We start from the raw sequence: 23,192 nt of genomic DNA on the forward strand, positions 1-23,192 counted from the left end.
AACTTATACCAACATACCACTGTTGCATACCGCTGTTGGCGTCCCTCGTTCTAGTTTGTCTCACTTTACTCTTGCCCATACCTACCACACCTGGTGAATGCCAATGAGAATCAGCAGGGCTCCCGCGATGTAAGTCGCCTTGTCACCTAGGGCCTGCGCTGCATAACGACGGCCTAGATACGCGGCAAGGCCCAACAGGATAAAGGAAAACGCCGTCACGGAGGCTGTCGTCGCCCAGATACTCAAATGTGTAACACCTGCGTCAAAACCACCGGCAAATGCGTTTAACGCAAGGGCAATGCCAAGAATAGAAGCCTCCGTCAAGCTGATCGATTGCGAATTGTCAAAATCGGCCGCCGCGGGATCGTCGAGAATCCGTCCGATCACGCTGCCATTTCGGCGACGCCGTTTCCGTCGACTGCGGATGGGCTCTGTGATAACCCAAAGGCCTACAGCCATAATGACAATGGCACCTAACCAGTTTGAAATCTGTGGGTGAATATAGTGGCTCACGGTATTGCCCACCCAACCAGATAAAAGTGTCGCGACGCCGCTTATGGCCGCAATAAGCAAGTTTGCAATCGTCGAAATCTGAATTCGCCGCACGCCATATGCAATACCAACGCCTGCATTATCCAAGTTTGCCGCAATACCAAGCCCTACTAGGGTCAAGATGGTTGCTGTCGTCACACGTCGCCACCCCCGGTCTTCTCAGACACCTTATGTGTATGGCCAGTCCTTGTTTCTGCGCGCAAGGATGGCTTTCCACGGCGATTTTCGGGCTGTGCTATAATCTCATCGAAATGGAGGTGGAGAGGTGAGTCGACCGGGAACGTCCAGCCTCGCCCGCGGAGCCTCTCTCTATGTGATTTGTGTCGCCCTGGCTAAAGTGTTAGGGCTTGTCTGGATCATTCCGGTAACGGCCATCATTGGTCAGACCGGGAACGGCATCTACGGCAATGCGTACGCCATTTACAATATTCTTCAGCAGTTGGCGACAGCCGGCTTCCCACTGGCCATGGGAAAGCTGATCAGCGAACGGCGCGCAAACGGGGAGCGGCCGGTTGTGGAACACATCTATCGCGTGACGATGAGATCACTATTGGTCTTTAGCGTCTGCGCGTTCCTCATCATGTGGTTTGGCGCACCCTTGTTCGCTCATGTCATTTCGCTAAAAAGCGGACAGGCGTCCATCGTGCAAAATGTGCCATCGATTCGAGCAGTATCTTTGATGCTACTCGTCGTTCCCGCGATGAGTGGTCTGCGAGGCTACCTGCAGGGATTTCAAAAGTTAGAAGGACCCGCGTATTCGCAGACATTCGAACAACTTTTTCGCGTCATCGCGATGGTGGTTGGGGCATATCTCGTTGTCGACGTCTGGCACCGCGATCGCGCTGTGGATGGCGCTGCGGCTGCCACGTTTGGCGGATTTGTGGGGGGCGTCGCCGGGCTTTTGCTGCTGATCGGCTTTGCTTGGAAGCTGCGGCGCAAGGAACGCGCTTTTGGCTATGAGGACAGCCCGTTTCGCGATAGGCAAATTCTCCGGATGGTATATCGACTGGCGCTACCAGTCAGCCTTGGCGGCCTCGTCGTACCCATTGCAAATCTCGTAGACTCTTGGACGGTTACCAATTTGCTTCAGGCAACTGGGCAAGGTTATTTGCAAGCAGTGGCGAATTACGGCATTCTGACGCGGCAAGCTATGTATCTAGTCATGTTGCCGATGGCGTTCGCCTACGCCATCGGCGTCTCTGTGTTGCCAGCTGTATCGGCTGCCCGAGCAAGACGCAGCCATCAGGAACTACAGAGCAGCATCGTGTTCACGTTGCGTAGCATGTTTCTCATGAGCTTCCCTACGTCTGCGGCATTGCTCGTGTTAAGCCGACCGATCAACGAAGCGCTGTTTGGGACAACGGCCGGATCGGCCATTATTTCGACGGTTTCGTTTATGAGCATCTTCGCCAGTATGGAACTCATCTCGACGTATATTTTGCAGGGCTTGGGTAAGATGTATCGGCCAGTACGCAATATGTTCATCGGCGTGGGCATCAAGACAGCACTCAATTTCGTACTCATCTTGACCACGCATTCGGTGATTGGCGCTGCACTGGCCACCACAATCGGCTATCTTTTCTCATCGTTGCTGAACATCGCTGCGGTACGAAAGTACAGTCAGGTGTATTTTTCGGTGACGCGATTGATGCGGCCTTTTTTCCGGGCATCGCTCGTCGTGGCGGCCGTCATGTTTGTAGTCAACTGGTTGATACACTGGGCATATACAACCATGATGGCGGCAGCACCTTGGCGGATCGGCGCCATCGTGCAACTTCTAGTAGCGGGTGGAGCCGGAGTACTCGTCTATCTTATACTCATTGTCCGATCCGGTGCGCTCGGCGACGATGAGTTGCGAAGCGTGCCTGGCGTAGGGCGGTACCTGGCGCGGTTTGGACGGCGCTTCCGCAAACCGCGCCGCAGCGGCACCATCCGCTCACGCAAATATCCATAACTTCATCGCAACCAACGCAGCAACACCAGGTACGCCGAGTATTCCCGCTGTCAATGCGGTAACTGGGTTAAATGGCACGTGGAAGTGAAGATAGCTGCCAACCCAGTCGACAGCGAAGACAAACAAGCATCCAAGGGCGACGTTGCGCACAATACGCCACGCCGCCCTACCCGGTTGCTGAAAGAACTGACTGACAATGAGTATCCCGAGCACAACAGCCCCGCACCACAACCATACCGATGAAATATGCACCTTAACACCTCCAGAGGCCAACGCCAGATTTCTCAACCCAAATGGTCAGGCACTAATCGATTCGCCATTCATCTGACGTCCAGTCCCACTGCTGGCCATCAAACGAAATCCCATGTTCCCGCGCAAGTCGAAACAAGTAGTTTAACTGGCGCTCGGCGGCGCCGATGCGGAACACAATGTGATCAATGAGTAGCGGGTCAGAGACGTATTCAAACTGCCTGCGGGCAATTTCCAGTTCACGGTGACTCTTTAGGATTTCACGCAGAAATTTCTCAGGGTTGATAGGATCGATATCGAGGTCGTGTCTGAGGACGGCGTCGTGATCGGCGTGCAGGGCTTGATTTGTTTTGGCTGCCACGGGCAACGTGGATGGCCTCGTGGCGTCATCCGCAGCGACTGGTCTGGTTTCCGAGTGCGTCACGGTCCAGTCCCTCCCTTGTCCAAGTTAGTACATCATAGGCGGGAGAAACGGCGAATATGACTCAATGATGATATTCATAACTGGAGAAGGACAATCAGAATGGGGTTATGGTATGTGACCTAAGGCTCATTGTTTCGAGGAGAAGACAACAGGATGAAGCCATGACAGACAAATCTAACATAACGGGATCCCCGCCAAGGGGAGCCCCGCACCTTGGCACAGGCGCAGGCCTTAGCTGAGGATTACTTCAATTGACATTCTCGCAAAGGAAGGTCAAGCCCGGCACAATCCCGTGCGGTTGGTGCAATGGGCCCACGTTTACTTTACAATGCTCGACGTCCCTCAAGCGCCTTGGCGAGCGTAACCTCGTCCGCATACTCCAAATCGCCTCCCACTGGCAGGCCGTGCGCGATACGCGTGATCTTGACGTGAAACGGCTTCAGCAGGCGCGAGATGTACATCGCAGTGGCCTCTCCCTCGACATTCGGGTTTGTTGCCAAAATGACTTCATCAATGTCGCCTTCGCCCACCCGCACAACCAGCTCTTTGATGCGGATATCCTGCGGGCCGATGCCCTCCATTGGCGAGATGGCACCATGCAATACGTGGTAGGTGCCATGATATTCGTGCGTTCTCTCCATGGCCATGACATCCTTTGGCTCTTGGACGACGCAAATGACAAGCTTGTCGCGGCGCGGATCTTGGCAAATGGCACACGGAGAGGCCTCTGTGACGTTGCAGCATATGGAGCATTCCGTGAGTTGCGTTTTTACATCTTGCAACGCCTTGGCAAACGCAAGCACGTCCGTCTCCTCCATAGACATCACGTGAAATGCCAGTCTGGCTGCGGTCTTCGGACCGATGCCAGGAAGCTTCATAAACTGCTCAATGACCCGCGCCAGCGGTTCCGGATATCCCCACATCTTAGAACAACCCCGGGATGTTCATTCCCTTTGTGTACTTGCCCATCGTTTGTTCCGTGAGTTCATTCACCTTCGTGGATGCATCCTGGAACGCCGCTAAAATAAGATCCTGCAACATGTCAACATCCTCCGGCGTGACCACGTCAGGACGGATGGAAACGCCAGTAACTTCCTTATGACCGTTCATGGAGATTTTCACGGCGCCACCACCAGCCGTACCTTCCACAATCTGCTCGCCCAAAGCCTCCTGTGCTTTGAGAAGCTCCTCCTGCATCTTCTTCGCTTGCCGCATCAATTGATTCATATTTTTCATTCTGTCGATCCCTCATCTTCCGCAATCACTTTATCAGGCCCAAACAGCTGTACGGCAAGTCCAACCAAATCCGGCTCTGAAGCCGTCTCTGATTGGGGCTCAGGCGCTTGCGTCAATGACGCCAAATACTCGTCCCAATCCGCCTTCAACAACGCAAACAACTGCATGTCCCGCTCTAAAATCACTTGAAAGGCTGCCTCAATCGTCTGCCTGTCGGCAGGTTTCATGACGGCTTCACGGTGGATCCGGCTCGCAAATGACATGACAACGGCGTGCTCTGTCGCAAATGCAATTTCGCCATGTGTCAGCCAAGCATGTGTCTGTATGCGATCCGCCTTGACTTTATGCAACACGTCCGGCCAACGCTCGCGAACCATCGCCTCGACGTCGACGCTGCGTTCAGCGTATAAACGTGCCAACGTCTCCCGCTTTCGATCCGGCCCCGCTGCACGCCGTGTCGCTCGAGCCGCCTGCGGCCGCTGAGCCTGCCCCCGCCCCGCAGGCGAGGCGACAGCCTCATGTACGGAAGCTGTCGGCACGGCACTTCCAGAAGCGGAAGTCTCCACTACAGGTGGTGTTGCCGGCGCTTGAGATGCGACTTGCGGCGCCATTTGCACGGCCGGTTGCTGAACGCATGTAGGCGCGCTCGGCAAGACCATGCTAAGGAGTGCCGCCTCCAGCGCAAGTCTCGGTTGGTCGAGATAGCGCAACTGAGTATACAGTTCCCCCAGCTTGTGCACAGCTGTAAGCAACCATTCACTCGTCACACGCTTGCTTTCTGCCACAGCTCGATACGGCGCTATCGGTTTTCCACCAAGCGCATCGTCTGTCGGCGACAGTTTGACGATAAACAAATCGCGCAGGACTTGCAACAAGTCGTGAACAATGCGGGTTGCATCCTTACCTGCCGCATACCAGGCGGCCAGGCGACGCAGCGCATCGAGATGTTGAGTAGCCGCGAGATCGGAAACCAGTGCGAGAAGCGCTGCCGTATCGACACCACCGACGACGCTTGCCACGACCTCGTCGTCGATCTCGCCTTGGCCAAACGCCGCTGCCTGTTCCAAGAGGCCGAGCGCATCACGCAAACCGCCGTCCGCGGCTTCGGCCAGCTTCCAAAGTGCACTCTCATGTGCACTCCACCCTTGGTGACGTACGACCTCCTGTAACCGCTCGACGATGGTCTCTGTGGCGATGCGGTGGAAGTCGAACCGCTGACAACGGGATACAATCGTATTGGGAAGCTTGTGCGGCTCCGTCGTGGCCAGCAAAAACAACACATGTGCAGGTGGCTCTTCCAGCGTCTTGAGCAACGCATTGAATGCCTCAGTCGTCAACATGTGCACTTCGTCGACAATGTACACTTTTTTCCGAACACTTGTGGGCAGGTAGTGAACCTTGTCACGCAATTCGCGGATTTCATCCACGCCACGGTTCGACGCTGCATCAATTTCTTCGACATCGACATTATTGCCACGGGTAATGGAGACACAAGCCGCACACTCATTGCACGGCTCAACCCCTTGCGGCGCGAGGCAGTTGACGGCCTTGGCGAACAGTTTTGCCGCGCTCGTCTTACCTGTTCCACGCGGTCCACAGAACAGATACGCGTGCGCAATTTTTCCACTTTGCAAGGCATTCATCAACGTTTGCCGCACGTGCGGCTGGCCGATGAAATCCGCAAACGATTGCGGCCTCCAGGTGCGATACAAAGCCTGGTACGACATGCGAGGCCCCCTCTCGGTTTTACACTATCACAGAAGGGGCCCCATTTTCACGGTCCGTCAGCAGCTGCGCCGTGCAACCAGATGATGAACCGAAGACGTCCGCTTAAGTGGCAACGACACCGTGAACGTAGTGCCAAACCCCTTCGATGATACCCGAATTTGGCCACCGTGATCGGCAACAATCCGCTGACAAATGGCCAACCCCAGCCCGGTCCCTTTTTCCTTGGTCGTATAGAATACATCAAATATGCGGTCAAATAAATAATAAGGAATTCCAGGTCCTGTATCGGCTATTTCAATCTCGACCCGGCCATCCATCTCCCGAGCTTCGATGCGTAATTTCCCACCTTTATCCATCGCCTCAATTGCATTCTTCACCAAATGCAAAAGCAACTGCCGAATCATATTGCGATCCGCCTGCAAGAGGACACCGTCCGCAACATGACACTCGGCTTGAATTCCTGCGCCGTCGGCAGCGGCTTCGGCCCACGGCAAGATTTCTCTCAACACATCGTGGAGATCAAAGGTCGACCATTCCATATCGTGTGGCTTCGACAATAATAATAACTCTGTGACAAGCGCATTGACGCGCTCGATTTCCCCCATCATCACCTGCACATAGCGGATTTCTTCGTCCATCATTCCGCTGTTTAACCGCTGTTCAAGCAGTTGTAGAAAACCTTTGACCGTCGTTAGTGGGTTGCGGATTTCATGCGCAATGCCGGCTGCAAGCCGCCCTACGGTCGCAATTCGCTCCGCCCGCTGTGTGTTTTGATTCAGCAGTGCAAAGTTCCCCATGTCCTTCATCACAATGTACATGCCGCTTGCACCGTCTTCGTCCTCGTCGAGAAACGTATCGACAAGCACGTGGCGCACCAAACCACCGACTTCCCACTTGACAATGGCGTCTCGGTATTCAGATTCACTTTCGACGACATGGACCATGAACTGATACTCTTCCGAATTGACGTCAAACGCTTCAGACAGCAGAAATGCCTGGTTGGTACCGCGAGGAACACCAAGAAGATCGCTCGCCATATCATTCTTGACGGACAGCTCCTGCTCTTTGGAGAGGTAGAAGATCCCCGCATTGAGCAATTGGGCGTCAAACGCATGCTTTGAATGGCGACGGACGTTGTGTGGCTTCCGCAGGGTTTTCACCAGAATCACCTGTCCTATGTGCAGTGTTGTCCTGGGATTATTCGCACGCGAAAGCGAGAATCCTGCACGCCCGACAAAACTTCCATTGGCTCGACACGAGCCGACACTTTCCACCTTTACGCAAGTTTGATGGCGATACAAACACACCGAAGACGCACGAAGCGCGGCCTTTGACCAAGCCCCGACCAGGCACTCCCACGTCGCCCGAAAGGTCTCCCTTAGTGCTGCTTCCGTCAGGACCTGACACGGTTCAGGAGTTTTCGCCGCATGGGACCCGGTCAGGGCTTGGTCAAAAACCGCGCCCTAAGCAAGTGTCTTTGCAGTGAAATAGCAATGTCCGATAAGACCTTCGCCCCATCGGACACCGAGAAAACATGGCGGAGAGAGTGGGATTCGAACCCACGAGCCCCTTGCGGAGCTACTCGCTTTCGAGGCGAGCTCTTTCGACCACTCAGACATCTCTCCGCGGTCGATATTGTAGGATCCTACGAGCGAAGAGCTCGAAAGAAATCCCTTAATATATTAGCACACTCGTCCCGCAAAACGCCAGAGGTAATTTCTGGTGTGTGATTCCACAATCCAGGTTCACACAGTCGAACCCTCGACTCAATTGCGCCGCCTTTGGCGTCCGTTGCACCATAAATCACATGGCGAATGCGCGACAGCACAATAGCCCCCGCGCACATGGGACAGGGCTCTAGTGTCACATACAAATCACATTCTGTCAAGCGCCAACCACCTAGCCGCCGACTTGCCTCGCGCAGCGCAATCACCTCTGCATGCGCCGTACCATCCCGCCAGCTTTCCCGGCGATTAAAACCGCGGCCCACAACCACATCATCACAGACGACGATAGCGCCAATTGGAACCTCACCGAGTTCTGCCGCCACTTTCGCCATCCCTAAGGCCTCTTGCATCCAATGTTCATGGCGCAACGAATCATGGATCGTCACGGGGTATCAGCCACCTTCGGCTGTTGCGCGTGATGTGGGTAGCTCGACACTTGTAGCGCGGAGCGCGTCAACTCTGTCACAATGTCCGACTGCAATTGCGGATGTAAATAGTAACTGGCGTTGACAAACACCCGTCCAGTATCTGTAGTCACGTACCGTGCAGGCAATCGGTTGAGCGCCATCGCAAGCACATCGCTAATGCACTGCTCACATTTGCACTTGAGAAGGTCATAGATTTCCGAATCCTGCAGTAGTTGCGTCGCTAGTTGCTCAGTGACATTGACAATCGGCATGAACAGTCCCCCACAAGGTCATCGTTCGGCACGTCAGCATACGCTGGCCAATGAGAGGTGAGAACCCCGTGCCACGGGCAACGTTAGACGAAGAACGGCATTTTTTAAACAAATGGCAGATGTACCTTGCCATGCAAGATGCTCAGCCAAAAGGCCTGCACTTGCCAGCTACCTGCCTTTTATCGCAAGTAACGCCAGACCATTTTGAACAGGCCCCATCCTGGTACATCAAGCCTGTCGAAACATGGGGCGGAAATCTGATTTCTCGTGTCACCAAGGTTGCATCAGCCACATGGACGTTACAACCCACCGTCGGTACAGCGCTGACATTCGCTCGCGCTGCCGACGTGCTATCAACACTGCTCACCATGTACCTGCCAGAGCAAACCATCGTCCAGCAAGCCGCGTCCGTTCTGACGCTGTCTGGTCGGCCATTTGACGTGCGCGTCCTGTGTCAACGGGACGATGACGACGCTTGGTTGGTAGCCGGCCACTTGGCTCGGGTTGGCGCCGAAAACAGCATCGTCTCAAACATTGGTACCGGCCACGGTGAGGTTATGCCCACACAGCATCTGCTTCAACAAGTATACCAAAACCGCGAGTTATCCGGACGTGTGTTGCGCCGCTTGCGGCGCATCAGCCTCGCTGTCTGCCACATCCTCGACACGTATGCCGAGTTCGACGAGGTGGGCATTGATTTTGGGCTCGATAGCCATGGACGGATCTGGCTGTTCGAGGTTAACACAAACGACCGCCTCGGCAAGCCGAGCCACGAGCTTTTTCTGCACCTGCCCAATCGACGAATCTACGACGAGATCGAACATCGCGCAAAGCGCCGCGAGGAGCGCTGGTTTCGTCAACTCCTACGCGACGTGGAGCGACATCATCGTTAACACTGGGCACCATTCGCCCAGTTCACGCATAAGGTATGGGGATTTTGCCTTGCTTCGCCAAAGGCGGGCAGTTTCCATAAGGAGGAATGAGCGCATGTGCGGTATCACAGGTTGGATCGACTGGTCCCGCGACCTCACATCGGAAACACAAACAGTAAAAGCCATGGGTGACACGCTTGTTGCGCGCGGACCGGATGCCGACGGGCTGTTCACGGATCCACACGCGCTCTTTGCGCACAGAAGGCTCGTCGTCGTCGATCCCGACGGTGGCAAACAACCAATGACAAGGCATTTTGGCGATCGCGCGTATACGATTGTATATAACGGCGAGCTGTACAATACGGACGAACTCAGACAACAACTGCAGGCAGAGGGCTTTTCATTTTACGGCTACTCGGATACCGAAGTACTTCTCGTGTCTTATGTCGCATGGGGAGAAGAATGTGTATCCAAGTTCAATGGCATCTTCGCGTTCGCCATCTGGGATGCCGCGAATCAGCGGTTGTTTATGGGGCGTGATCGCCTGGGCGTCAAACCGCTCTTCATCAGCCGAGTCGGCCAAGGTATTGTCTTTGGATCGGAACTCAAAGCGCTGCTTAAACATCCAGCCATCGAACCCGTGATTGACGAACAAGGCCTGGCTGAGATATTTGCGATTGGGCCAGCGCGCACGCCTGGGGTAGGTGTATTTGTGGGTATCGATGAACTCCGCCCTGGCCACATTCTCATCGGCACGCCGGACGGGATTCGCGCGAAGCGGTACTGGCAGTTGGAGAGTGTCGAGCACGCGGATTCGCTCGAAAAGACCGTCGAAACGGTACGGGATCTGATGATCGATACGGTGGAGCGCCAGCTCGTATCCGATGTACCCTTGGCGACCTTTCTGTCTGGCGGCCTTGACTCCAGCGTCGTATCGGCAATTGCCGCACGCTACTTCCAACGTCAAGGACGCGATGCGTTGCACACGTACGCCATCGAATTTCAGGATATGGAGAAGCACTTTACGGCTAACGCCTTCCAGAAGAGTCTGGATGGACCGTGGGCACAAATGATCTCCGAACATATTGGCAGCATCCATCATCGTGTCATCTTTGATACCCCGGATCTTGAGCGGCACTTGCTCGATCCGCTGTTGGCTAGGGATTTGCCTGGTATGGCTGACATCGACACATCGCTTTTCCTATTTTGCAGACGGATTAAAGAGGATGTCACCGTTGCCCTGTCCGGTGAAGCCGCGGACGAAGTATTTGGCGGATACCCATGGTTTCATCGGGAAGACGCGCTCGCAGCGGATACCTTCCCTTGGTCATTGCGCTTACACGAGCGCATGGGCGTAATGTCGGACGCCTTAAAACATGCCATCCGCCCACAGGCATACGTACAGGAGAGGTACCTCGAAGCCTTGTCGGAAGTGCCCAGACTACCCGGAGAAACAGGACGTGATGCGCGCGTACGCGAGATTGGCTATCTGTCGATCACGCGCTTTATGCCGACGCTCTTGGATCGCAAAGATCGCATGAGCATGGGTTCCGGCCTCGAGGTCCGAGTGCCGTTTTGCGACCACCGGTTGGTCGAGTACGTGTTTAACATACCATGGGCCTATAAAACGGCTGGCAACGAAGTCAAAGGTGTATTGCGCCAAGCCATGTCGGATTTTCTGCCGCACGAAGCGCTCTATCGCAAAAAGAGTCCCTATCCGTCAACGCCAAATCCTGCTTACCTAGCACTGGTTCGCAACAAGGCACTCGCGATGTTGGATGACCCGTCATCTCCCATCCTGCCTTTCATTGACGCAAACGCAGTGCGTGCACTTGCGCGGATCAGCCAACAACCGTCCGAGCATCGTCCATGGTTCGGCCAAATTATGGGCACGGCTCAGATGTTCCACTATCTGTACGAGGTCAACGAGTGGCTTCGACGTTACAACGTGCGTGTCAAATGACGGATCGCATACCTCCTTCGATTCGGCAGATGCTATGCCCTGAAGGGGGTTGGCCGCCGTGATCCACGACTGGATTTGGGGTGTTGCATTTCTTGTTGGGCTTGGCGCCGTGTGGGCGTATGTCGACCTTCGCTTCCGCCGTCAGGACTAAACCGTCACCGTCCGCATAGCGGCAAAAAGCTGCCCAAAAATCAACGGAACCGTTGATCTGGGCAGCTTTTTGCATTTATAAGCGCGGATCGTCGATACGAGCCTCCTGGAGCACTTTTTCCCGTGCCCGCATGAAGTGATCCCAATAAATCATGGCCGCCCCAGTCGCCACCACGATGCAAAACGAGATGATCATCCACATGACCGTATCGGTGTCGACATCCTGAAACCAAGTGGCCATCTCCGCACCCATCTGGACACCGCCCTTCGTCATTTTGGCGTTAGTATCTGCCGAATCGGGCGGATCGAATACGGGTGGGTTTTTATGGGCTTACGAAGCCTGCGTTTCGTATGAGCTCCAACCGGTACACATACTCGCAGAGAAACTCCACCGCTTCCAAGTGCCGGCGCGCCGCGTCCGGGGTATCGCCGAATGCATACACGCCATGCGCACGAACGAGTACGGCAGGCACGTCGGGCTTAGCCGCATCCGCGACAGCTTGGCCGAGTTGGTGTAGATCCGCCCAGTTCGGGACAATCGGAATCCGCACAGAAGCGTCTTCCTCCCAATGCCCGAGCGCCTTGAGTAATTCGTGATGCGCAATTTCGACATATCCTTGCCTGGCGAACAGTTCGCTGATCAGATTGTTATACACCGTATGTACATGCAGGATGCTGCCACATGACAGTTTGTCATACAAAGCAACATGGACGGTCGTCTCGGCAGATGGCCTGTACGAGCTCTCGCCTTGGACCTGCATGTCGGCGTCAACGAGTAACACATCTTGCTCGGTCAGGCGCTGCTTGTCAGCACCGCTGCGCGTAATCGCAAACAGGAGAGGATTGCGTTCGACCAGAATTGAAAGATTCCCGCTGGTGGCAGGCAACCAGCCCTTGTCAGACGCGAAGCGCGCAAGTTCGATCACGCCCTGTGCCTGTTCACTGAATGTATGCATGAAGTGAAGCCTCCCTGTCGTCGATAGCTGCGACGATATCGTCGAACGTTGTAAAAGGCAGATGTGGAATGCCCCGCTCCTCTACCAATGCCAACAGTTGCGCCCGCGCAAACACGAAATCTGCCATTTGTGCCGCTTTAAAGTCTGTCACGCCATCCCCGATGACGATCACGCTGTCCCCTGGCTGGACAAGTTCCCGAATTACGCTCGGCTTACACAGTCCGCAACCCCCCTCGCAAGCTGGATCACAAGGGTGTGACCACTGCACATGTAGCCGGCGGCCACTTGTATCGAGGTGATTACAATAGATATCCACAGCCCCTGTGGAGAATTTGTGGATAATCGGCAACACGAAAAAGTCGAATCCGCCGCTAACTACGGACAACTTCCACCCAAGTTGTGCACAGGTGTGAATGAATTGTGGAAAACCGTGCCGAACTCGTGTGTGATCCTGTGCAAACCGTGCAACCTCGTCATATTGATCCGAAGGAATCAGCTGGAACATCGCTTCGACGCCATCCTTCACGGTTCGTCGACCTTGCTTGACTGCCTCGATGATGGGCTTGCTTTCCTCAGGAGCAAATCTTTCCATAATCGTAGTAATCATGTCACGTTCTGAAATCGTCCCGTCAAAATCGCAAATTAGGCGAACCGTCACGCCCGCACCCCCCACTTTGCAATGGCAGCGGCTAAAGCCGGCTTATCCACAGCGGCATCTTGGAGTGGTACGCCCTCTTGTACAGCCGCGATCGCGTCAAAGAAAGCCTGTCCACCCATGCGCGCGCCACCGGGATGGCCATGAATGCCACCGCCTGCATTGAGGATGAGGTCAATACCAAAGTCCCGGTACAGCTGCGGAACGAGCCCCGGATAAATCCCTGCAGATGGTGCTGGTAGTACCTTGCGATGGACGCTGTCCTTACGCAGGTGCGCAAGTAACCGATCCGTGGCCTCGCCACCCAATGTCACGCTGCCATACATGGACGGGAAAATGCCCATGTCAGCCCCCGCCAATCGCATGAGTTGACCCAGCACGATGTCTGCGGCTATACCGTAATTCGGAGACCCGTAGAGGGCGCCGGATACCGCCGGATGTGCAAGGATCGGTACAGAAATATCGGGATCGCGAGCGAGATCGGCGAGGACGTCAAATCCGTAGGCGACGACGTTAAACAGGAGAGCACCGGCGCCAAGGTCGGCCAGGCGTTTTGCTTTCTCACGCAGCAGGTGCACAGGTCCCGTCAGGTTGACCGCATACGCCGTTTCCCGCCCGGTCTGTACTGCAATTTGACGCGCCTTCTCGCGATACGCCACAACGCGCTCGGCCGCCGTCGCATGCGCCTCGCTGAAGAAAATCTCATCGTCTTTGACGAGGTCGACGCCACCCGATGCTTGCTCGCCAAATTGGTCTACAAGTTCTTCCAGCGTAAGACCCGCACAAGCTTTGAAAATACTCATCACAAACGGCCGCCCGAATACGCCATAGCGTTCGCGAACGCCGTTGACGCCGAACTTCGGCCCCGGATAGACACGTTCCCACGCTTCGGGCAAGGACAACCTCTCTAGGCGAATTTCGCCGTCCATCGAAAGCTTACCAAACACAGTTGTCAGCAGAGACGCGAAGGTCGCGTCAAGATTCGCAACAGGGTAAGCAATATCGATTTCAGCGATCACATCGCCTGCTTCTGTCGCATCGATAACGCGAATGCCCTGTACCTGTCCACAATGAGCTGCCACCTGCTCCTTTCGCAACGACGGCAGATCTGTCCACGTGCCAATGGTTAGCCCAATGGCGATACCTTCCGCACGGGCTGCAAGCCGATTTTCGCGATCGCGCAACCGATATGTGGCCACGATATAGCGCGAATCGCGATACATATCTGTACCGATTACGTCGTTCATCTATGTACACCCCGTTCATCCAATCCACACGTTTCAACCAAATTATCCACAAGGCTGTTGATGACCCATTCGTCATTATACACAAGCGTTATGTTCATAGCACAGCACTTCTCCACAGCACGCTGTGGATAATAGGGGATGAATTGTGGATAAAACCTGTGACTATTGTGGACAAGTTCATTTGCAACCATGCAATATTTGCGTTAACGTAATTAGAGCAACGTTTGTTGCCGCGCTGAATTCCCGAATGGGGAAGCGGGGGACCCATACCTGGGGTGAAACGCATTTGTCGCGTGGGGCGCCTTTCAGCCCTAACCCGTCAGCTAACCTCGCAAGCGTCATGAAAGGAGTGCTGTGCCCATGTTGTATACTGCAAGTTCCTTCTGTATTGTCATGCTCAAACCTTTCCACGAATCTTTAACTGCAGATCCACCATCCAATCCTTGATCTTCAAACCATGCACTGTGCACCAACACAAGGGTTCACTTTTGGGCGCCCCATCGCCACGGGAAGTTGCACACCCACATATTTCGTTACAAGAAATTTTCGTGCCAAAAACCTGAATGCCAAGCAAAGCTGTTCATTTGCACGTGCTTGGGCTTCCCATTGACAGCTTTGTTGCCGAGAGAAGAAAGGAGATGGATGGTTTGTCTGCAAAAGCCACCAACGTGGTAGAAGACGCGAAGTTTAGTCCGTTTCACCTAAAACTGACGATTTACTCTTCTGGAGGCCCATTTCTCGACGGATACATTCTCAGCATCATCGCGATCGCCCTGACCCAAATCACGCCCCAATTGCATTTGAATGCAATGTGGAGCGGTCTGATAGGCGCATCTGCCTTGATAGGCATCTTTATTGGCGGATTCCTCGGCTATGTGACCGACAAATTTGGCCGCCAGTTGATGTATACCATCGACTTCATCTTGCTCATCGTCGCTTCCATATTGCAGTTTTTCGTTCATAACGCCTGGGAGTTGTTTGCCTTGCGCATCGTCCTTGGCATTTCCGTCGGTGCTGATTACCCGATTGCGACATCCCTGTTGACTGAATTTGCCCCGCGCCGCCATCGCGGTATGATGCTCGGGGTGACGTTGGTTGCATATTACGTAGGTTCGACGGTCGCCTATCTGGTGGGCCAGTGGATGCTCGCCATCGGCCCGGAGGCTTGGCGCTGGATCTTGGCTAGCAGTGCGGTTCCTGCCGTCATCTTGGTTCTCTTGCGCATGGGTACACCTGAATCGCCGCGCTGGTTGCTGCAACAGGGGCGCAAGGATGAGGCTCTGCAGGTCTTACAGTCGGTATATGGACCAGAAGCCTCCTTGGCGGATATCGAGGTGCCCGCAGAAAGCAAAGGCCGCACCAGTTACCTGAAGCTGTTCTCGCGTGCATACGTCAAACGGACTTTATACGTCGGCCTGTTCTACATGGCGGCCGTCGCACCGCTGTTCGCGATGCTGACGTTCGGCCCCGAAATGCTTACGTCCTACCACCTATTCACGGGTGCATCAGGTTACGGCGCTGCCATCATCAGCGCATTGTTTCTCATTGGCTGTATTCCGGCTCTCTTTCTGGTCAATCGTTGGGGGCGGCGACGCCTTATCATCATCGCTTTCGCCGGGATGACTGTCGGCATTGCCCTTCTGGGCTTCTTCCCAAGCGGGCCACTTGCCATCATTCTACTGGGCTTTATCTTGTACGCGCTATTCTCAGGCGGCCCCAACGTGATGGAATGGCTTGCGCCTAACGAGCTGTTTCCAACAGAGGTGCGCGGCACCGCGGTCGGTATTACGACATGTATCAGCCGCTTTGGCGCAGTATTCGGAACATACTTGTTCCCCTGGGGTCTGTCGCGCTTTGGCATCGGACCCACGATGCTCGTTGGAGCGCTTGTGACCCTCGGCGGTCTCGTCGTCTGTATCCTGCTTGCACCGGAAACCACACAACAAACGCTCAACGAAGCCAGCGTCGCCGACGTAGCGAGATCGCATCGACACAGCACAGCAGGGGCTAGACAATCGCAATCGGTCCGTCACATCTCGCGATAATCTGCAGATAGACAAACGTCTACACCAATTTTAAGATAGCGTTAGGTAAGGGTGGCCCATCGGCCACCCTTGGTACTTAAAGGAGGAATGGTCGATGGCGGTCATCCGCATTCGTGACACCGGTACAGAGATACGCGGCGAAGATGAAGTGCGTACGTTTCTCACCGCGAACGACGTGTACTATGATCACTGGGACGTCGAGGCAAAAATGCCTGTCCACCTACAAAACAAGTTTGTCTTGACCGATGCAGAAAAGGACGAAATTCTCGCTGCCCTCAATGAAGACATCCAAGCGCTTAGTCAGAAGCGAGGGTACGTCAAATGGGACGTAATTGCCCTGTCAGACAGCACGCCGAATATTGAAGACATGTTAAAAAAGTTTGAGCAGGTGCACACGCACACGGAGGATGAAGTGCGTGCTATCGCGGCTGGCAGCGGCATTTTCGTGATCAAAGGCAAAGATGGATACTTTGACGTCGTCCTGCAGGCAGGCGATGTGATCTCGGTGCCGGAAGGCAATCCGCACTTCTTCACATTGACAGACGAACGGAAAGTGGTCGCTGTACGACTGTTTATCGATCCCGCCGGGTGGGTGGCACACCCTTATGCCGATCCCGCTTTTCAGCAAGCTTGAGTATCGTTTGTGAGAAACAAAAAGCGACGGCCGAGATGGGCCGCCGCTTTTTGTTTCTCAGACGTCAGCAGGTTGCAGTTGCAACCGGAGCTGCCGGAACGAACAGGAAAAAGAGCACAAAGATGATGAGGAACACAACCGCCCAACGCGTATACCCACCGAAAACACCGTACATATATCGTCATCCTCCTTTGTCATGGTGGATTCGATATACGATATGTAAGCCGCTGGGCAGTGCCAAGGGCATTTGCCCGGTAGCCCGTGTTTTGGGCGGATCGCCATCGGAGTACTTGTCTCAACTCACACCAATGCCATGCCATAGTAACGAAACGATTTCTTCCGCGATAGCGTTCACTTCGGCATCAGCACCTTGCCTTTGCATGCGCCCCTTGCCAATGACCAACAGTGACAAATATGTGCGGGCGATAAACTCCGGGGATGCTTGGCGAATACCACCCGCGTGCATCTCTTCTTCAAATGCATTGGCCAAGGCCGCAAGCAAACGCTCCTCTGCCAAGCGCAATTCCGCCAACTGTTCCGTCGACAATGCGTCTTCGCTGCCGCGCATAATAAAATTCATGTCCAAGGTGACGTCGATACTTAAGCGAATACGGGTAAGCCTTTCAAGACGAGCACGCAGCGGCTCTGAACTCTCAAGAATGGCAACGGTCCGCTGTCGCGAAATCTCCATAACATACAGCAACGAGCGCAGAAACAATTCCGCTTTGGATGTATAGTAATAGTACAATACAGCCTTCGTCACTTCAGCCTGGCGCGCAACCTCACTCATGCTGACACTGTCAAAGCCAGATTTCATGAAGGACTTCGCAGCAACCTGTAGTATCCGGTCAGCAGTAGGTACATCCACCGAATCTGCCGGTGGTCGCCCAGGACGCCGTGACCGTGATTCCTGTTTTCGCACGCCGCAGCCCTCCTATCCAACACCCGTCCAATTCGCATACACTTCAGTATAACACGCCCAAAGCAAACGCTGTGGTTCGCGCAATATAGACAGACAAATTAACCTTCCGGTATATTTAATTTTGGATCGATATCCTGACTCCAACGGGGGGAGTTTTGTGGAAAGAATGGTGGATGCAAGTTCCCTAGGTGTACTTGCCAAATGGACCACTGGACCAAGAAGCAAGTGGATTACACTCTTTATATGGATTGTCTGCACAGTGGTGGCATCATTGGCATTCCCAGCGGCAAGCCGAGTAGAACGCAACAATGCTTCCTATTTGCCAAGTTCTGCTCCAAGTGTGCAGGCAGAACAGCGGATAGAGGAGAATTTCCCTGCATCAACCGGGGCACCGGCACTGGTGGTGTGGTATGACAAGAAAGGGCTTACAAACACGGATATCGAAATCATCAAAAACGTTTCCGAGAGGCTCCGGAGTCATCCGGTTGCTTCGCAGATCGCAGTGCCTCCTCTTGCTTCCATGCCAGCAGCTGCCCTCGCGCCATGGATGTCTAAGGACAAAACGACTCTCGTATTACCGATCACGCTCAAAAGCAGCGCTACTCAAGCGCAGTTACATCAAGCTGTGGTACAGATTCAACACGCTGTGGAGGCCGCAGCAGGCAGTCGCGCTATCCAAGGCCCACTGAGCGGCAATGGACTTCACGTGCGAATTACCGGGCCAGTTGGCATCGCAGTCGATGCGGTCAGTTTATTTCAGCACGCAGATTTCGCTTTGCTTATGGCCACGACATTGCTCGTTCTGGCACTGCTTATCGTCATCTACCGTTCACCCATTCTCGCGTTTGTACCGCTGGTGACCGTCGGGATCGCATATGGGCTCATCAGCCCAATCCTCGGGGAGTTAGCCGCTCACCACTGGATTACCTTTGACGCGCAAACAACTTCCATCATGACAGTCCTTCTGTTCGGAGCTGGCACAGACTATTGCCTGTTGATGGTCGCCCGGTACCGAGAGCAATTGTATCAATCCGAAGACAAGTACAGCGCCATTCGCAGAGCTGTCGGCGGTTCAGCCGGGGCTATTGCCATGAGTGGACTTACCGTCGCGCTCGCACTCTTGTCACTCCTCTTCGCACATTACCAGTCGTACCATGAATTTGCCGTTCCGTTTTGCCTGGCCATTGCCATCATGGCTCTCGCCGGCGTGACATTGTTGCCTGCCCTCCTCGCCATCCTGGGCCGTGTCGCGTTCTTTCCTTTCATACCGCGCCCAGAAGCGGGCACCAAGACCACGTCCCCAAGTCCATCGCGCGTTCGGCGCGGTGAACCGGGCGCACTGAGTCGGTGGGTTGGACACACGGTCACATCGCGATCGGGCATCGTCACGGCCTTGGGGATGCTGATTTTAATCGGGCTCGGATTATTCACGTTTCAAATCCGAACGACGTACAGTCTCATCTCATCGTTTCCACCATCTATGCCCTCTCGTGAAGGCTATACGATTTTATCGGAGCACTTTGCCAAAGGCGCACTCGCACCTGTCGAATTGCTCGTACCGAGCGATTCTGCACAGGCGGTAACCAAGGCACTCAAAGACGAACCATATATCGACACGGCCTACGTTGCCGCAACCAATACACACAATCGCGTCGCCCTTGTCGACATCACGTTGGCAACGGACCCGTACAGCAACACAGCAATGGCCGATCTCGCCCGAATTCACAGTGTCGCAGAGAAGGCATTGGACGCGCAATCAACTGATCGCGCAAAGAACCAGGTTTGGATCAGTGGGCCAACGGCCACACAGGCCGACACGAAGGCTTTGACAAATCGCGATACAGGCGTCGTAATGCCGATTGTTATTGGCATGATTGCCTTACTCCTGTTCATGTACTTACGTTCGATTGTTGCAGTCGTCTATCTCATCGTCACCGTCGTCTTGTCATATGTCGGTGCACTGGGAGCAGGTTGGCTAGTCATACACTACGCCCTTGGCTCGCCCGCCATCCAAGGTGCGATACCGTTGTATGCATTTGTGTTTCTGGTCGCACTCGGCGAAGACTACAACATTTTTGTGTTGTCGCGTATATGGCAAGCAAAGGGTCGCGTACCCCATCAGGAAGCCATTGAACAGGCCGTAAGTTCGACGAGTAGCGTCATCACATCAGCTGGACTCATCCTGGCTGGCACCTTCGCAGTATTGGCCAGTCTTCCCATTCAAGTGCTCGTTCAATTTGGTATCGTATCTGCCATAGGCGTGCTTTTGGATACGTTTGTCGTCCGCCCATTCATCGTTCCTGCCATCACGTCACTCTGTGGGCGTTTTGCATATTGGCCATCCTATCCATCCGCGAAAAACCATCCATAAATGAACATGGCGAGGCATGGCGACCAGCGCCTCCTCGCCGTTTGGGTTCTGCGGCAAGCAGCTTCAACACAGGCACAATACAAAGGATTGTGCACCGCATTCCACAAAAAAACCGCCGAATCGGATACTCCGAAACGGCGGTTTATCATATTGGCGGAGCCGACGGGATTCGAACCCGCGATCTCCTGCGTGACAGGCAGGCATGTTAGGCCTCTACACCACGGCTCCAAGTGGTTGCGGGGGCAGGACTTGAACCTGCGACCTTCGGGTTATGAGCCCGACGAGCTGCCAACTGCTCCACCCCGCGATATAAAACTGGTGGGTCATGAAGGACTCGAACCTTCAACCTGCCGATTAAGAGTCGGATGCTCTACCAATTGAGCTAATGACCCGGGTGTCCGGCGAACGCTTATAAATATAACACAGGAATTCGCCCGTGTCAAACAGAACTTACATCTTCGACTTCAAATTCATGTAGCTCTGGGACAAATGGACGATTTTCTGCTTTACGCTCCTCCAAAAATCGGCGAACGAGCTTTTTGACGTCTTGCATTGCATGCCCTTTGTTCTTTCGTAGCACCTGACACATAGGAATTTCTGCACAGGTCGCGACATACATACCGTCTGGCAACTGGAACAAGGAAATGTGTAGCTTCATCAGTATTCCTCCCTAATCCCATTGTAATACGCCAAACGTCCCACACAAAATGGTCATCACGCTTTTGCGACCAGCACGATATCCTCTGCTACAACGTCACACCACGCCAAGGTTTCCCGAATATCGCGGACGAGATCAGGCACGATGTCGTTCAGTTCTTCGTTTGAAATGCCCTGTTCAATCGCCACGGTCTGATGCACCACAAGGTGGATGGAATCGACATTGGCTGGTCGAATCCGAAACCGCCGACCAAGCCGACGATGCAGATGGTGCACACAGATTCGCTGTACCAGACACGCGATGAGTTTTTGCTCCTTTTCCGTTAAAGCGATTCCAGGATGCTTAACTTGAATTTGCAATAGATCGGCCATACGCAACTATGCCCCTCAAGCAGCCGGCAATCGACTCTTCATTCGTTCCTATTGTACATGTGAAAAGTTCGATTGTCGTTGGAGAGTGTTGCTAGGGCAAGCGCTGTTTGGTTGCCATAGGCCGATCAGACTGCGAAGCCAAACTCACGCGTGATATGCTCCGGCGCCAATGATCAGTAACACAAGCGCAATGATCCATCCCGCAATTCGGCGCGATCGCGCATGTTGAAGCGACGTCATCACGTGTAAGATGACCACCGCGGCAACCATCAGAATTGGATGGCCGATGAACTGCCAATGCGGCCGCCGAACGATCCATGTAATAATGCCCAAAATCACCTGCAAGTCGAATAAACCGATGACGATTCCACGAAACGCCTTCGGCAACCCAGCTTTGCTCGCAATTTCCCAGGCTGTCGCGACAATCGCGAGCAGGATCAAAATCACCCCATAAATCATGTGTACATGACCCATATCTTCCCCTCCCTTCTACACATCAACTGCATATTTTCGCGCAACACTCAAACACTACCGGATGCATGACCATAACCCTTGGAGGGATGACGATGAAGTCTGTGGCGGTAGAACAAGGTTTGACACCTGTAAAAGAATACCTACAACAACAAGGGTGTCAAGTGGTCGATATGACGGGCGAGCGCCAACAGCCCGGCGTATGTGCGGTCGTCATCACCGGATCGGACAAAAACATCATGGGCATCCAAACCGTAGTCAACAATGTCCCGGTCATCTCAGCCGATGGCTTGTCCCCAGAAGACGTATACCAACGCGTCAAAGAGTACATTCACTGATATGGCGGGCGACAGGCAAAGTCGCCTGTCGCTCACCTTACACCGTTTCGATTTCCTGAAGAACGAGCCGCGCCGCCCCGAGTACGCCCGCCTGGGATCCCAGCTTCGCCGGAACAATCGTGCAGGCGCGCGCCACGCGAGCCAAGGCCTCTTGATGAAACGCCTTGCGCAATGGTTCAATCAATGCATCGCCGGCGTTGACAACCCCGCCTGCGATCACAATGACGTCCGGATTCAGAATGTTGGCTCCGATCGACAAACCGACGGCAAGCCAGTGAATCATGTCGTCCACAACCGCTTTCGCCTTCGCGTTGCCCGCCTCTGCCATCTCGAAGATTTCCTTCGAGGTCAATTCGCGCCCTTCTTTGCCGACGAGACCAGCTTGTTCCGCATGACGAGACAGTGCTGTCGCTGACGCCAAGGTTTCCAGGCAGCCATGGTGGCCACAATTGCACAACTCCCCATCGTTTTTGACCATAATATGACCAATTTCCCCCGCCATATTGGTCACACCGCGGTGAATGCGGCCGTTGATGACGATCCCGCCACCAACACCGGTACCCAGCGTCACGCACAAGGCGGTGTTGGCATTGCGCCCCGCACCCAGCCATACCTCACCGAGCGCAGCGACGTTGGCGTCGTTGTCAACGCGAACCGGCTTGCCCAGTTCCCTCGTGAGCATCTCTCCCAAAGGTACATCCCGCCAATGGAGATTGACAGACTCCTCAATCCATCCTCGTTCGACATCAAGAAAGGCTGCCATGCCAACGCCTACCCCGATGACTTCCGCCCAGGCAATTCCCGCCTGGGCAGTCATCGTCTTGGCTGTTGCGGCAACTTCGCGGCAGAATGCCTCCGCTCCCCGCTCTGGCTCCGTCGGTACGGACTCGCTGGCGATGACCTCACCAGCTTCGTTGACGAGCGCCAACTTGACGTTCGTACCGCCGATGTCGATGCCTAAAGCCAACTTTCCACTCATCCCGTTGCCCC

25 protein-coding genes, 4 tRNA genes, 1 other RNA gene and 1 riboswitch are annotated in these 23,192 nt (G+C 54.4%); of the genes, 7 read left to right on the forward strand and 23 right to left on the reverse strand.

Going from position 1 to position 23,192, the window contains the following annotated elements; all coding sequences use genetic code 11:
• Window positions 1-81: 81 nt before the first annotated feature.
• Window positions 82-690 (reverse strand): sporulation membrane protein YtaF, encoded by a 609-nt coding sequence (gene ytaF / locus BLU70_RS06270; protein WP_006445708.1) that lies wholly within the window; start codon window positions 688-690, stop codon window positions 82-84.
• 127 nt (window positions 691-817) lie between these two features.
• Here ytaF and BLU70_RS06275 point away from each other — a divergent pair, with 127 nt between their 5' ends.
• Entirely contained in the window at window positions 818-2,506 is a 1,689-nt protein-coding gene (locus BLU70_RS06275; RefSeq protein WP_074692712.1) for a putative polysaccharide biosynthesis protein, read from the forward strand.
• Here the strand turns inward: BLU70_RS06275 and BLU70_RS06280 are convergent.
• The 10 genes from BLU70_RS06280 to BLU70_RS06325 all read right to left on the reverse strand — a co-directional run bounded on the left by BLU70_RS06280 (window position 2,489) and on the right by BLU70_RS06325 (window position 8,549).
• Window positions 2,489-2,758, reverse strand: coding sequence for a pro-sigmaK processing inhibitor BofA family protein (locus tag BLU70_RS06280; protein ID WP_040288452.1), 270 nt, complete (start codon window positions 2,756-2,758; stop codon window positions 2,489-2,491). The genes BLU70_RS06275 and BLU70_RS06280 overlap by 18 nt on opposite strands.
• 52 nt (window positions 2,759-2,810) lie before the next feature.
• Window positions 2,811-3,179: a YaaL family protein gene (locus tag BLU70_RS06285; protein ID WP_074692715.1), complete on the reverse strand. Its 369-nt coding sequence runs from the start codon at window positions 3,177-3,179 to the stop codon at window positions 2,811-2,813.
• 323 nt (window positions 3,180-3,502) lie between these two features.
• Window positions 3,503-4,102 carry a recombination mediator RecR gene (gene recR / locus BLU70_RS06290; protein ID WP_006445711.1) on the reverse strand — a complete coding sequence of 200 codons (600 nt, stop codon included), beginning with the start codon at window positions 4,100-4,102 and terminating at the stop codon, window positions 3,503-3,505.
• A 1-nt stretch (window position 4,103) separates the two neighbouring features.
• The gene (locus BLU70_RS06295) at window positions 4,104-4,415 is read right to left on the reverse strand and encodes a YbaB/EbfC family nucleoid-associated protein (RefSeq protein ID WP_006445712.1); all 312 of its coding nucleotides are present in this window, start codon (window positions 4,413-4,415) and stop codon (window positions 4,104-4,106) included.
• The gene (gene dnaX / locus BLU70_RS06300; protein ID WP_074692718.1) at window positions 4,412-6,142 is read right to left on the reverse strand and encodes a DNA polymerase III subunit gamma/tau; all 1,731 of its coding nucleotides are present in this window, start codon (window positions 6,140-6,142) and stop codon (window positions 4,412-4,414) included. Before dnaX ends, BLU70_RS06295 begins: the two co-directional genes overlap by 4 nt.
• Window positions 6,143-6,199: 57 nt before the next feature.
• A complete protein-coding gene (locus BLU70_RS06305) occupies window positions 6,200-7,303 on the reverse strand; it encodes a two-component system sensor histidine kinase NtrB (protein WP_237716372.1) in 1,104 nt (367 codons plus the stop codon).
• A 146-nt stretch (window positions 7,304-7,449) separates the two neighbouring features.
• Window positions 7,450-7,664: signal recognition particle sRNA large type (gene ffs / locus BLU70_RS06310), an RNA gene on the reverse strand.
• A 14-nt stretch (window positions 7,665-7,678) separates the two neighbouring features.
• Window positions 7,679-7,768, reverse strand: a tRNA-Ser gene (locus tag BLU70_RS06315).
• A gap of 20 nt (window positions 7,769-7,788) precedes the next feature.
• On the reverse strand, window positions 7,789-8,256 hold the full coding sequence (gene tadA, locus BLU70_RS06320) for a tRNA adenosine(34) deaminase TadA (RefSeq protein ID WP_040288453.1): 468 nt from the start codon (window positions 8,254-8,256) through the stop codon (window positions 7,789-7,791).
• Window positions 8,253-8,549, reverse strand: coding sequence for a late competence development ComFB family protein (locus tag BLU70_RS06325; protein ID WP_006445715.1), 297 nt, complete (start codon window positions 8,547-8,549; stop codon window positions 8,253-8,255). The genes tadA and BLU70_RS06325 overlap by 4 nt, the downstream gene beginning before the upstream one ends.
• 68 nt (window positions 8,550-8,617) lie before the next feature.
• On the opposite strand from BLU70_RS06325, the gene BLU70_RS06330 reads away from it, so the two are divergent.
• Complete coding sequence (locus BLU70_RS06330; protein WP_074692721.1) at window positions 8,618-9,442, forward strand: YheC/YheD family protein; 825 nt, start codon at window positions 8,618-8,620, stop codon at window positions 9,440-9,442.
• 94 nt (window positions 9,443-9,536) lie between these two features.
• Complete coding sequence (gene asnB, locus BLU70_RS06335) at window positions 9,537-11,384, forward strand: asparagine synthase (glutamine-hydrolyzing) (protein ID WP_074692724.1); 1,848 nt, start codon at window positions 9,537-9,539, stop codon at window positions 11,382-11,384.
• A 226-nt stretch (window positions 11,385-11,610) separates the two neighbouring features.
• On the opposite strand, the gene BLU70_RS14580 is transcribed toward asnB, so the two are convergent.
• The 4 genes from BLU70_RS14580 to BLU70_RS06355 all read right to left on the reverse strand — a co-directional run bounded on the left by BLU70_RS14580 (window position 11,611) and on the right by BLU70_RS06355 (window position 14,392).
• Entirely contained in the window at window positions 11,611-11,787 is a 177-nt protein-coding gene (locus BLU70_RS14580; RefSeq protein WP_157057221.1) for a hypothetical protein, read from the reverse strand.
• 70 nt (window positions 11,788-11,857) lie between these two features.
• On the reverse strand, window positions 11,858-12,490 hold the full coding sequence (gene mtnB, locus BLU70_RS06345) for a methylthioribulose 1-phosphate dehydratase (protein ID WP_074692727.1): 633 nt from the start codon (window positions 12,488-12,490) through the stop codon (window positions 11,858-11,860).
• On the reverse strand, window positions 12,474-13,148 hold the full coding sequence (locus BLU70_RS06350; protein WP_074692730.1) for an MtnX-like HAD-IB family phosphatase: 675 nt from the start codon (window positions 13,146-13,148) through the stop codon (window positions 12,474-12,476). Before BLU70_RS06350 ends, mtnB begins: the two co-directional genes overlap by 17 nt.
• A complete protein-coding gene (locus BLU70_RS06355; RefSeq protein WP_244885127.1) occupies window positions 13,145-14,392 on the reverse strand; it encodes a 2,3-diketo-5-methylthiopentyl-1-phosphate enolase in 1,248 nt (415 codons plus the stop codon). Before BLU70_RS06355 ends, BLU70_RS06350 begins: the two co-directional genes overlap by 4 nt.
• 223 nt (window positions 14,393-14,615) lie before the next feature.
• A riboswitch (cyclic di-AMP (ydaO/yuaA leader) is annotated at window positions 14,616-14,744 on the forward strand.
• 286 nt (window positions 14,745-15,030) lie between these two features.
• Here BLU70_RS06355 and BLU70_RS06360 point away from each other — a divergent pair.
• Complete coding sequence (locus tag BLU70_RS06360; RefSeq protein WP_074692732.1) at window positions 15,031-16,437, forward strand: MFS transporter; 1,407 nt, start codon at window positions 15,031-15,033, stop codon at window positions 16,435-16,437.
• Window positions 16,438-16,531: 94 nt separating this feature from the next.
• Window positions 16,532-17,071 carry a 1,2-dihydroxy-3-keto-5-methylthiopentene dioxygenase gene (locus BLU70_RS06365; protein ID WP_074692734.1) on the forward strand — a complete coding sequence of 180 codons (540 nt, stop codon included), beginning with the start codon at window positions 16,532-16,534 and terminating at the stop codon, window positions 17,069-17,071.
• Between the two features lie 295 nt (window positions 17,072-17,366).
• On the opposite strand, the gene BLU70_RS06370 is transcribed toward BLU70_RS06365, so the two are convergent.
• Window positions 17,367-17,993 (reverse strand): TetR/AcrR family transcriptional regulator, encoded by a 627-nt coding sequence (locus tag BLU70_RS06370; RefSeq protein ID WP_074692736.1) that lies wholly within the window; start codon window positions 17,991-17,993, stop codon window positions 17,367-17,369.
• Window positions 17,994-18,159: 166 nt separating this feature from the next.
• On the opposite strand from BLU70_RS06370, the gene BLU70_RS06375 reads away from it, so the two are divergent.
• On the forward strand, window positions 18,160-20,364 hold the full coding sequence (locus BLU70_RS06375; RefSeq protein WP_074692739.1) for an MMPL family transporter: 2,205 nt from the start codon (window positions 18,160-18,162) through the stop codon (window positions 20,362-20,364).
• Between the two features lie 151 nt (window positions 20,365-20,515).
• Here the strand turns inward: BLU70_RS06375 and BLU70_RS06380 are convergent.
• The 6 genes from BLU70_RS06380 to BLU70_RS06405 form a co-directional block, all read right to left on the reverse strand.
• Window positions 20,516-20,592 (reverse strand) — tRNA-Asp (locus BLU70_RS06380).
• A gap of 3 nt (window positions 20,593-20,595) precedes the next feature.
• Window positions 20,596-20,671, reverse strand: a tRNA-Met gene (locus BLU70_RS06385).
• A gap of 9 nt (window positions 20,672-20,680) precedes the next feature.
• A tRNA-Lys gene (locus BLU70_RS06390) sits at window positions 20,681-20,756 on the reverse strand.
• Window positions 20,757-20,803: 47 nt separating this feature from the next.
• Window positions 20,804-21,022: a hypothetical protein gene (locus BLU70_RS06395; protein WP_074692742.1), complete on the reverse strand. Its 219-nt coding sequence runs from the start codon at window positions 21,020-21,022 to the stop codon at window positions 20,804-20,806.
• Between the two features lie 56 nt (window positions 21,023-21,078).
• Window positions 21,079-21,393, reverse strand: coding sequence for a hypothetical protein (locus BLU70_RS06400; protein WP_040288501.1), 315 nt, complete (start codon window positions 21,391-21,393; stop codon window positions 21,079-21,081).
• A gap of 144 nt (window positions 21,394-21,537) precedes the next feature.
• Window positions 21,538-21,867, reverse strand: coding sequence for a hypothetical protein (locus BLU70_RS06405; protein WP_074692745.1), 330 nt, complete (start codon window positions 21,865-21,867; stop codon window positions 21,538-21,540).
• 92 nt (window positions 21,868-21,959) lie between these two features.
• Between BLU70_RS06405 and BLU70_RS06410 the strand changes: the two genes are divergently transcribed.
• Window positions 21,960-22,202, forward strand: coding sequence for a YkuS family protein (locus tag BLU70_RS06410; RefSeq protein ID WP_040288470.1), 243 nt, complete (start codon window positions 21,960-21,962; stop codon window positions 22,200-22,202).
• Window positions 22,203-22,239: 37 nt separating this feature from the next.
• Here BLU70_RS06410 and BLU70_RS06415 read toward each other — a convergent pair whose 3' ends face one another.
• Complete coding sequence (locus BLU70_RS06415; protein ID WP_074692748.1) at window positions 22,240-23,181, reverse strand: ROK family protein; 942 nt, start codon at window positions 23,179-23,181, stop codon at window positions 22,240-22,242.
• Window positions 23,182-23,192: the final 11 nt, after the last annotated feature.

The sequence above is a fragment of the Alicyclobacillus hesperidum genome (assembly GCF_900107035.1).
In the GTDB taxonomy this organism is placed as follows: Bacteria; Bacillota; Bacilli; order Alicyclobacillales; family Alicyclobacillaceae; genus Alicyclobacillus; species Alicyclobacillus hesperidum.